Origin of the sequence: Actinoalloteichus spitiensis RMV-1378, assembly GCF_000239155.1 — a bacterium.
GTDB lineage: Bacteria > Actinomycetota > Actinomycetes > Mycobacteriales > Pseudonocardiaceae > Actinoalloteichus_B > Actinoalloteichus_B spitiensis.
Genome location: NZ_AGVX02000665.1, coordinates 1 through 11661, shown reverse-complemented (window position 1 = coordinate 11661; position 11661 = coordinate 1). Strand labels below are relative to the sequence as shown.

The 11661-nt window shown below is 70.1% G+C and carries 2 protein-coding genes; one reads left to right on the top strand and one right to left on the bottom strand.

What is annotated here, in order from left to right:
- On the bottom strand, positions 1-11135 hold an 11135-nt coding region (locus ACTIDRAF_RS30850), incomplete at its 3' end, for a hypothetical protein (RefSeq protein WP_016701160.1).
- 331 nt (positions 11136-11466) lie between these two features.
- Here ACTIDRAF_RS30850 and ACTIDRAF_RS34640 point away from each other — a divergent pair.
- Positions 11467-11661 (top strand): hypothetical protein (locus tag ACTIDRAF_RS34640; RefSeq protein WP_039789174.1); only part of this gene is annotated, 195 nt, incomplete at its 3' end.

Below are 11661 nucleotides of genomic sequence, written 5' to 3'. Positions count from 1 at the left end.
CCGGCTGGACCGTCACCCTCCGACTCGGGGGCGGTCGCCGGCGGCTCGACCACCGGCGCCGCCGACTCGACGGCAGAGGCCTCCGCATCAACCGCAGATGCCTGCTGACCGACAACAGGCCCCTCCGACTCGAAAGCCGGAACCCCGGACTCAACAACCGCCGCCGACTCGACGGCAGAGACCCCCGCATCAACCGCAGGTACCTGCTGACCGACAACAGGCCCCTCCGACTGAACAGCCGCCTGCTGCCCAGCAAGGGAAGCCCCCTGCTCCCCCACCAGCGAAACCTCCGGAACGACCACCGGCGCCGCCGACTCGGCGGCAGGGGCCTCCGGATCGACCGCAGGTGCCTGCTGTTCGACGGCAGGCCCCTCCGGTTCCACAGCCGGCGACTCCGGCTCGTCAGGGGGAGATTTCTGCTCCACCGGCCCCTGCTGCTCAGCCGACTTCCGCTGCTCCACCGGCTTCTGCTGCTCGACCGGCGCCGCCTGCTCCACCGGCCCCTGCTGCTCAGCCGACTTCCGCTGCTCCACCGGCGCCGCCTGCTCCACCGGCTTCTGCTGCTCGACGGGCGGCTTCTTCTCGGTCGGCAGACCGAGTTCCTTGGCCTCGGCCTCGGTGAGCTCGAAGTACAGGCCCTGCCGGCCACGTACCGTCGTGGTCGTGGTGATGTCCACCGGGGAGACGAGGCGACGGTCCCACTGCCAGGGGAGGACACCGCGCCGCTTGTGGAAGCTGTTGACGATGTCGTAGTAGACGTCCGCGCGGTACCGGTAGAGCGTGACGTTCTCGTGAGTGCTCTTCTCACCCGAGACGTTCTCGTTCTTCTCGCTGTACGAACTGCCCGTCCGCCGAGTCAGGCCGGGGGTACCGCCGCCGCTGCCGCCGGCCGATCCGTTCGAGTTGGACCCCATCGCACCGGAGTTCGTCCCCTTGACCCGGCCTTCCGTGTGGCTGACCGAGGTCGAGTGCCCGCTGCTCGATGAGATCTCGCGCTTGACGGTGCGGGAACCGTCGAACTCGACTTCATACACCTTCGGCTTGATCTCGGTGGTGTGTTTCGCCGTCCGGTAACGGTTGCGGTTGACGACCTCGTGCGAGTAGGTCGTCTCCCCACTGAGGATCCGCGGGAGGTGTGCGGACAGCTGCCGCTCCGAGGCCAGGTCACGGATCTCCCGACGCTCAGCCGTGGCGTCCCCGTAGAGGCGCTCGGTGCGGTGCGACGGGTCGCCGCCCTTGTTCGGCGTGCGAACGGCGGAGTCGATGACGTGGTCGGCGAGCCCGTCAGTGGCGAGTCCACGCACACGCAGGGTGGTCGCCTTGCGGAGGACGTCGGTGTAGTTCTTCCCCGAAGGCTTCTCGTCCTTGGCGAGCCGTTCGAGCGCCGGCATCCGCTCCCTGGAGGAGGGGGCACCGCTCGACGTCGTGTTCCCCTGCGCCGAGCTCGTCTCCCCCTGCGCAGAGGTCGAGTTCGGTGGCGCTGTCGAGGAAGAGGAGGCGCCGTTCGACTTGCCCTCCGGCTGCTTCCCGTCGGACTTCGGCTGGCCCTCACTCGGCGTCGAGCCGGACTTGTCCCCGTCGGTCCGCTCCACCGGCAGCGTGTCGTCGTGGGGGACGAGCAGATCGACCTTTCCGGGAACCGTTCTCAGGTCCTCGGGCACGGTCAGCTGCCGGGTAGTGGGCTTGCGGTAGTTGTCGGAGTTCAGGACGTGCGGACTGTGGCCGCCGGAGATCTTGGACATGAACACGCTCGGCGTGTCGACCTGGTACACCTCGATCTCGTAGGTGAGCGGCACCCTGAACCGCTCGACCTTGGTCACCTCGACCTTGTCCCCGCGCTTGTCGACGGCCTCGTCGGTGCGCGACACGCTCTTGCTCTTGCTCCAGTTCCCACCGAACACTGGTCCACCCATCCCGGCGGGAGGTGGCCCTTCAGGCGGTGTCTCTCCGAACATGTAGCTGAGGCCGACAGCGGCCGACACGCCCGTGCCCTTGCCGCCACCCTTCTCGCTCGGAGTGGAGGTGGCCTGTTCGGACTGGTGTTTCCTTTCCTCCTGCCCGAGATGACTGATGTCCCTGCTCGGGTCCTCCCGCGCGATCACCCGGTACTCGTAGGTCCGGTCCTGGAAGACCATGGACCGGGTGTGGAGCACGCTCGCCTGCCCGGTGGCCATGCGCTCCACGGTGGCTCCGCCCCGGGACTCCGCTGTCAACTCGCTCGTACGGGCGAGCACCCCGATCGGGGGCGGGTTCTGGGAACTTTCCTTGACGAAGGGCGCGGCGCCGGGAGTGACCTTCGCGATCACCTTCTTGAGAGCGGCGTCGACGTCCTTCAGGCCCTCCGGAGACACCAGGGCGGTGTCGGCGCCCAGACCGGTACCAAGCGCGATGTAGGGCGGGAGCTTCCGGGTACCAGCGCCCGGGTTCTCCTTCCCGCTCTCCGTGGTCGCGGTGCTCCCGTCGGTCGTCCCGTCCTTCTCCGTGGAGGTCGAGGCCTTGTCGTCGGACTTCCCGGAGTTCCGGTCATCCTTCTCGGGGGTGTTCTCCGGAGTCGTGCCGGTGGTGTCGCCGGTGGTGCTTGCCGGAGCCTTCGTCGTCGACGTGGTGGCGTCCGTCGCGTCGGTGACGTGCTCGGCCGCCTGTTCGCCTCGCCGGTCCGTTCGCCCCTCCCCCACGGTCGTGCCCTGCTTCGCCGACTCGGTGGTGTCCGACGGCCCGGGCTGCTGGGCGTCGTGTCCCCCGTCGCTCGCCGTGTCGCTGCCGTCGCTCTGTTTCCTGGCTGAGCTGGCCTCGGTGCCCGTCGTGGTCTGCTCCGGGGACTCCGCTTCCTCGGTGCTCTTCTTCGTGCCGGTCGTGCCGCTCTCGGTGGTCTTCGCCGTGTCGTCCTTCGCGGTGCTGGGGGGCTCGGGAAGCTTCTTGTCCTGGCGCTGGGTTTCGGTGACGACGAACTCGAGCGCGTTGGGGAAGAGCACCGTGACGTTCTTCGTCGCCGGAGCCATCGGGTACCCGAAGAACTGCCGGCGGCCCCAGCCGTCCTGGTTCGGCTGCCCGAAGAGGTTCTGCCAGGCATGGGCGGAGACTGTCACCACGGCGTCGGCACGGTAGCGGTGGTACACCGTGCCCTTGACGCCCTCCACGGTGGTGACCTTCTTGGCGCCGTACCCCTTGCCCGCCGAGTGTTCACCCGACCAGGTCTTACCTGCGTTGCCAACGACCGGCGTGACCATCACGTTGACGTTCATCGTGGTGTCACTGCTGCTCCCGCTCGTCTGCTTGCGGGAGCTGTCCACCGTGGTTTGCTCGCTCGGGGTCAATCCGGGCGGGCTGTCCACGTAGGTCGCACCGTGCGCGCGCAACATGATGCCGCCGAACTCGGTGCGGTCGAGGATGACCCCTTCCTGCGTACCGTGCGGCAGCACCGCGCCCTCCCCCACCAGGCGGTCCTGGTTGGCGAACAACCATTCGGCGTCGACGACCATCGTGGTGTCGGTCTCGCTCGTCTTGGCCTTGACCTTTTCGCGCACATCCTGCTGCGCGGTCCTCAGCGCCTCGTTGATGGTGGTCAGGTCGGTGATGGGCCTGGTCACCAGGGCTCCGGTCAGGTCGATGCCGTCCTCGAGGCTGCTCTTCCCCAGGTCCGCGTCCTTGGGGTCGATGATCGGCTTGCCGGGCGAGGACTTCTCCACCGAGCGTTGCGGGTTGTCCTTGCCGTCCGTGGGTACCTGGAACTCCGGTACCTGGTGGCGAGCGACCACCGGGACGGAGAAGGCGGTCTTGTCGCTCTTGCTGTTGGACGGTTCCGTGATGGTGACGTTCAGCTGCCCGCCACGCTCGATCTCCCGGACGGGCCCCTTGTACTTGATCTTGTTCTGGACGCTGGTCGTGCTGGTCAGTCCGGAGCCGTGGTTGTGCTCGGAGCGGTACCTCGGGCCGAGGTGGAAGCCACCCAGGAATCGCGCGAGGTTGTGGTGCCCGCTCAGCCGGGAGCGGAAGCCGAACATGAACGAGGCGAACTGCGAGCCAGCGGTCTGGACCTTGGTGCCGATCCCGGCGCCCTGCCCCGGGGTAACGGTGATCTCACCTTCCTTGACCGACCGTTCCGAGTGGACCGCGTTCGTCGGGTCGGTGTCGGGAGTAGCGGTCAGGGCGACCTCGAACTCGCGCGATGCGACCCGGACCGTCGAGGTGAGCGGGGGACCTCCCGGAACGGCGATCCGGTGGTAGTCGCCTTCGATCCGCGACTGGCTGATGGCGGAGGTCAGGCTCCTGGTGATCTGCGCCCTGACGTGCTGGTCGACGTCGACGCCGTCCTTGGCCAGGCGCTGTTCGATGTCCGCGCGCGCCCTGTTCAGGGCCTGGTGGGCACCCTTGACCCGCTCGGTGTGGTTGAACAGGCTTGGTTCGGTAGCCGCCCTCAGCTCGGCCTGCCGCTCGACCCCGGGTCGCTTCGTGGTCGCTGCCCCGTCCTCGCTGGTGGACGAGGTGGCGTCGGTGGTGCCGGTGTTCTCACCAGTGGCGCCGGTGTCCACCCCGGTCGTACCACTGTTCTCACCACCGGCCCCGGTATCCACCGCGGTCGTACCACTGTCCTCACCACCGGCCCCGGTATCCACCGCGGTCGTACCACTGTCCTCACCGGTCCCCGGCTGGTTCTGCTGCGTGTCCCCGGTCTCGCCCCGATTCGAGCCGTCGTTGCGGCGCCCGTCAGTGCCGGAGGTGCGGTTGTCTCCCGTCGACTGGGCGGGAGCCCCGGTTTCCGCGCCGGTCTGACCCGTCTGGTTCGGCTGGGTGATGGGCGTCAGCGGGATGTCCGTGGACTGGTCGTTGTCCGTCATCGGGGTGTCCCGCCGAGCGCCGAAGAGCTTGCGTAACGGCAGGGGTACCGAAAGGCGGTCCCACCGGATGGCGTTGGCCTGCCGGCCCCCGTTCGCGGCCGGCGGGTTGGTGGCGGGGTTGTTCGTGCGGTCGGCCGTCGCCCTGTCGCTCGAGCCCTGGTGGCCGGTCTGACCGGTCGTCCTGGTGAGGGAGTTGCCGCTCGGGTGAGAAGCCGTGGTGGGTCCGCCCGCCCCGTCGACCGTGCTCGACTCCTCGGCCCCACCCGACTTGCCGGTGGCGGTCGACTGGTCCTTGAGCGCGTCGCCGAGCAGTTGCTCCACGGTGTCCGCCTCGGAGCTGCGGACCCGGACGTGCACGGTGCCCTTCCTGCCGTCGACGGTGAAGTCGACGTTCTCCACACCACGGAACCGGGTGGCGGTGACATTCGCGCTGAACTCGGCATCCAGGACGAAAAGGGTGGTGTCGGAATCGATCTTCGATTCGGTCTTGAACGCCTGGTTGTAGGCCAACGAGTCCGTCGTCTTGCGGGAGGCGCCGAATCCGACCGTGCCAACCCCACCCACGCTCATCTGCTGTCCGTGGCTCAGCTCCCCACCGGGACCATAACCCCGCACCTCGACTCCGAGCTCGAATCCACTGGACCGTCCCTGTTCGTTCGACTGGCTTCCGGTCACGGAGGCTTCGTGACCGAGGGCGGCTTCGCCGGCGTCGTGGCGCTGGAAGCCGCGGAACCTGGTGGTCGTGGTCGTGCTGACATCAGGCAGGACCTGGTGGTAAGTGCGTCGCCCCAAGGGCTGGGGAGTGGAGGTGGAGAGCCCGTGGACGAGAGCGTCCGGCCCGGCCTTCTCCAGGTGTGCCGAGTTGATCCGGCTCACCGCGTCCCGACGGATGGTGCCCTCGACGGGGACCGTGGCGGGCAGCTTGCGCATGACGTCCGCGCGGACCTGCCCCAGGCCCGAGACGAGGTCCACCGACACGATGTGGTCGAGCAGCGCTGGTGGCAGGGTCACGGCCGGTTTCGGCTCGGCCGGGTCGGGGTTCGTCCTGCCGTCCTGCGGGGACCGCCCATCCTTGTCGGTCCTGGCGTCCTTGTCCCTGTCGGCCTGGATGTCCTTGTCGTCCTTGGTGCTGGTGTCCTCGGTGGTTCGCGTGTCGCCGCTTCCCGAGTTCCCTGCGGTGGCCTGCTGGCCAGCGGGCGCTGGTCGGTCACTGGCGGTGGACGTTCCGCCCTCCCCGGTGGAGCCCGTGGAGGATCCCGAGGTTGAGGTCGTGCCGGACTCCCCGGGGCGGGCGTCGCGCAGTGCCATTTCCGAGTAGCTCAGGCGGACCTTGCCGGGGAGGCTGACCCCGGACTGCTTCGGCTTCCCGTTGCCCTCCACCTGGACCTCGGCTCGGAAGCGGACGTCGAACAGGGAGGCGTCGCCCTCCTTGGACACCGTCCGCGAAGAGGTTCCGACCCGCTGCTTGGAATCCTGTGTGGACCGGTCGGCGGTGCTCCTGAAGGTGGGCGCCACCATGATCGGGGCACCCGTCAGCATCTGGAGCAGGGTTGCCGCACGGAGGGTGAAGGGCATCAGGGTCCGGCTGCTCTGCGTGTTCTGGGAACGCTCCGAGGAGATCGACGTTCCCGGTGCCACCTCGTCCTTGGGCCCCTCGTCCTTCTTGTCCTTGGCTTCCTTGTCCTTGGCTTCCTTGTCCTTGGCTTCCTTGCCCTTGTCGGCCGTGATGTCCTTGTCCCCGGCGTCCTCCTGGGCGTTGTCCTTCTCGTTCGCCGTGGAACCGTCCTCGCGGCTCGACTCCGCCTTGTCGGTGGCCTGAGCCTCCGTGGTCGACTTCGTGGCGGGTTCGTCCGGGGACGGCAGTACTGATTCCGGCGTGAGCCGGACCCACACGTCGCGGACAGGGCCGTTGTTGCCCGTCTTGAACTGGAACAGGTGCCCGTCGGTCAGCAGGCGCAGCGCGCCCACCGTGCCCTCGCGGCGGACGAGGTCGTGCACCTGGGTGCGGAGCGTCGTCCCCTCGGCCGCGCTGAGCCCCAGCTTCTTGGGCTGGTCCCCGGCGGTGAGGGTGTCGAGAAGGGTGGTGAGCTGCTGCTTCGGAGCCGGCTGTTTCCCGGCCGACTTCCCGCCCTCGGCCGAGCTGTTCGAGGGCCGTGCGGAGTCCGAGTCCTGGTCCAGCTCGATCGACCGGACCTTGGCCTCCGGGCCGACGACTCCAGCGTCCTTGAGGTCCCGGGGCAGCAGGTCGCGTTGGGGCTTTGTCGGGGTCTCCTGCGAGACAGACCCGGCCACCGGCTCCGAACTCACAGCCGACCCATCACCGACCACCTGCGGGACGGAGTCGGTCAGCGGGTTGTCACCCTCAGGTTGGTTGTGCTGCCCACGAACTTCATCGAGCAGTTGCGAGATGTGCACGACTCGTTGGGGGAGGGAGACCGTCCCGAACGGGGAACTGGACGACTCCTCGGCGGAGCCCCGCAAAGGGTTCGGTCCCGACGGTGACCCGGTGGTGCCCGGTGCGGGCTGGCCCGCGTCGAACTCGGAGAAATCCTTGTTCGATTGAACGAGGGACGAGAGATCGGAGCTCACGACGCCGGCGGGGACGGTCTCGAACGGGTAACGCTGTGCCGAGCCCTCCTGTTGCCCTGGACCCCGGTTGGGATCAGCGCCGTCGGCGAGATCGGGACGACCGCTCGGGGTGACGCCCTCGTGGTCGGGCGTGACCGACCCGCCTTCCTGGACCGGGCGGTCCGCCCCGCCCCGGGCCTCGTCGGCTGTGGCCGAGTCCCGGTCGGAGACCCGGCTTCCGGAGTCGTCCACGGCGCCGGGCTCCGCCGGAGGCCGCTGGGACTCCACAGGCTGCTCAGGGTTCGTGGTCGCCTCGGGGCTGGTGAGCTCGGCGGTGGGACCGTGGTCGGCAGGTCGGACCGCGTCCGACCCGTCCGGCTGGACGCGCGTGGGCGGCTCCTGGTCCGCGACGACCTGGCTCGACGCCTCGGCTCCGCTTTCCGGGGTGCTCTCCGGCTCTCCTGGCTGCCGGGTGGGCGCACCGGTGCCCTCGACGTCCGCTGCCGCTCGCTCGACGCGGTCTGGCCCGAGATCGGGAGCGTCGGGCGCCGGCGCGCGTCCGTTGGACGGGGCCGACGGCAGTGCCGGCGGCGCGGAGGAGGCACGCTGGGTGGGGAGCGGTGCCCGTCGCGGTTCTCGTGCCTGGCGCTGCTCGATGGCGTCCGCGCGGTGTTCCGGGGTGGGGCCGCTGGCCCTGTCCTCCCCGGGTGGCGCGTGCCGTGCCACCCCGTCGGTCAGCGGCTTCGGCGACTCCGCGGTGTTCGCGCCGCGTGGGCTGGTGCCCGGGTTCGAGGCGTCGCCCTGGCTCGTGGTCGAGTTCGCCACGGGATCCTGGTTGCCCTGGGCGGTCTGCGGATCGGGTGCCGTCTGCTGGGGTGCCGGCCCTGGCGGCGGTGCGGGAGGCGCGGCGAGCTCGGTGCCGCCCAGACGCGGGCTGCCGGGCGGTGTGGCCTCGCGCGCGTTGTGCTCGAACCAGTCCCGCGCCTCCTGGGTGAGGGCGGCGCGGGGCCCCGGAGTGGGGTCGTGGTAGGCGGCGTAGGCCTCGGCAAACCACTCCATCGGGTCGGAGAACTGGTAGTTGGACACCGCGTGGTCCCGAGCGGAGGCCTGGTAGCTCACCCACTGGTTGTGCGGGCTCACCTGGTAGATGCGCCCGTCGACGGTGAGCCGGTCACCACCGCCGTCGTCGAGGGTCCAGGGCTGCCTCAGCGCGGCCCTGGCGAAGTCGACGGCCTGTTGGACCTTGGTACGAACTTCGGGCCCGTGATGGCCGTAGTCGTTGGTGAGGCGGCTCAGTTCCCCTGGGTCACGCCGTGCCCGTTCCGGGTCGAGGGCGGCGGTCAACGCATCGGAGAAGGTGGTCCGTCCCGACCTGTCGGTGAGTGCCCTCTCCTCGGGCGTCATCCCGATCTTGGTGACGACGGCGTCGACCACACTGGACAGTTCGTGACCGCCCTCACCGTCCACGTGCATGGCCCACCCGCCGAAGCGGTCCTCGTGGGCGTGGTTCTCCAACCAGTCGTGCGCGTTGTCGACGGAGTGGGCGACCTCGTGCCGGAGTGTCCACTCCACGAGGTTCCCGTGGGCCAGGACGTCGGACACCCCGGCCATGACGTGCCGTCGCTCGCCACCGATCCGCAGGGTGTCCCGGGTTCCCAGCCCCTCGTACTGGGAGAGGGGGCCGAGGTCCATCAGCCAGCGCTGCCAACCGATCCCCCGGTTCAGCCTGGTGTAGAGCCAGGAGGGCATTCCGCCGGGGTTCACGACCTCGATGCTGTTGGTGTCGAGGTTGTAGTGGCTCGCGCCGCTCCTGCTCTCCGACCGGACGATCGAGTCGAGGAACGGGTTGTCCCGGACGTGCAGGGGAGGTAGGCCCTCCAGCACGGTGTCGATCTTGTCGAGCATCGAGTGGCTGAAGTGCTTGCCGTCCGTACCCGGTGCGGGCCCGATCCTCGTGTGGTACTTGCGGGACAGCTCCCGCTCCCGCTCCTCGACGCCCTGCTCCCTACGGCTCCCAGGTGCGGGGGGCGCGTCGAGGTCGCGGGACGCGTCGTCCTCCGCGCGGGACCGGTCGGGGCCGCCACGGTCGCCCTGCCCGCCGGCGGAGTCCTCGGCGGCGGTGGTGCGGGAGGAGGGCGGCCCGGCGGACAGGTCGCCGACGTGCTGGTCGAGCACCTGCATGTAGCGGTCGGGGGTCTGGATTCCGGGCAGTTCCCGGATGGTGCCGTCCGTGTCGCGGTAGGTGGTGTCACCACCCATGAGGGTGCCGGTGATCGCCAGGCCGTCGGCGTCTCCGGAGGGGTTGTACTCGTCGGGCAGGCCGATCATGTGCCCGATCTCGTGGGCGTAGACCAGACCGGGTTGTCCCGGGCGCCAGTTGCGCTGGTCGTTCCTCCCGCTCTCGGTGATCCGCACCTCGTGGTGGGCGGGTTGGTCACCCACGGCTCGCTCGATCCGCACCCGGAGCTGGTCGCCGTTGGGCAGCCGCAGGTCGCGGGAGTTGAAGTAGTCGTCGACACCCTTGCTCGCCTCGGCCCAGACGGCGTCCGGGTCCGCCGTGGACCCCGGCTCCGGGTTGACGCGCACGACGACCCGGACCTCGGTGACGCCCTGGTCGCCGACCTGTGCCCGGCGCACGTCGAAGGCGGTGTGCTCCCCGAACGGTCGACCGGGGACGACTCGCCTGCGCGGCACCCCCTCGCTGGGCGGCACCAGGCCGCTGCGGCTGTCCTGGCTGGGCAGCTGGCGGTACCTCCGCCGTTCCACCCAGGGCGTCTCGTCCAGCTTCGCCCGCAGCTCGGGATCGAGCGGGGGGACTTCGCGACCAGGCCGCGCGGGAGAACCGTGGGGGCTCCCCGTGTCGCGGGTGTCCGGGCCGGGCCGGTTGTCAGTGGTGGTCGAGTCGTTGGGGTTCTGGCCCGGTTCGCGGGTGGCGGAGTCACCGTGGTCGCCGTCCGCCGGCAGCGGAGCACGTGGTGCGGGCGGACGGGTGCTCTGCGGACCGCCCCATTCGGCGTACTCGGCGCGCACGTCGTTGGGGAACGTCTCGCCGTACACGTGGGCGGTGAAGACCTCGGCGACGAACTCGAGGCCGTTGTTCGTCGCGTAGTGGCTCACGTTCGGCGCGCTCTGCGCCGTGATCGAGGTCGCCTGGGTGCCGCCCAGGCTGTGGTCCTGCACGCGCAACCACTGGGACGGGTCCTGCGCGGTGTGCAGGCCGTGCCCCAGCTCGTGCACGAAGGTCGCTTCGGCGATCGCCCTGCGGTAGGTGCCCGACTTGGGCTTGTGGTTGCCGGGGTACAGCGCCTGCAACCTGTGCTTGGCGTCGTACCGGTCGTCGGCGACGCGGTGCGCCACGCCGCGCAACCCGCTCTCCCCGGCCCCCCCGCGCACCAGGTCCTGGCCGTGGGACACGTCGTTGGTCCGGAAAGCGTTCGGGCCCAGCAGCAGGTGCCAGGACTGGGCGCCGGTCTCCGGGTCCCGCAGGTGCATCATCTGCGTCAGCACGCCCCGCGCGTCGGGGGGCGCCATCGTCACCGTCACCGGCCCGGGCAACCGGTACCCGGCGTGCGACACCTTGTCCAGCGCCCCTTGGAGGGCGTCCTTCTTCACCGGCCAGTCGGGGTCCCGGGTGGCGCGTTCCACCCGCACCGTGACTCCACCGTCCGAGGACGTCATGGTGTCCCAGGTCATCGTGCGGTCGGCCCTGACCTGTGCGAGCTGTTCGTCCAACGCCTCCTGTTGGACGCGGTAGATCGCCGCCGTCTCCTCGGGGGTGATCGTTGGGCGCGGCGGTGGTGCGGGCGGTGCCGCGAGCTCGGACTCGGTGCGGGGTCGCTGGGGTCCGTCGCTCGGGTTGGCCGTCTCGGCACGGCGGTCGGGGGTGGCTGACGGGTCCCGTCCCGCAGGCGGGGCGGAGCCGTCCTTCGTGGCGGCGGCCGTGGGCGGTACGAGGACGGGTGTCGGGCCCGGCTGTTCGGTGTCGCCCCGTCCGGAAACGGGGCGTGTGGCAGGCGGCGGCGGTGTCGCGCCCTCGGCACGCCTGTCCGGCGGTTGGACGGGCATGGTCTCCGACCTGCCGCCCGGGTCGGGGCGGGTCGGTTGGGAACCGCTCGCCGGCGGCCGGTTGCTCTCGGACGACGGGGTGGGTCGTCCGGGGTCGTCGGGGCGGGGAGTGGGCGGTGGAGTGCCCGGGCCCTGGTTCGCCCCCGAGGTCGGCGGCGCACCCGGGGTGGCCGCGTTGGCGGTCGGCGCGGTC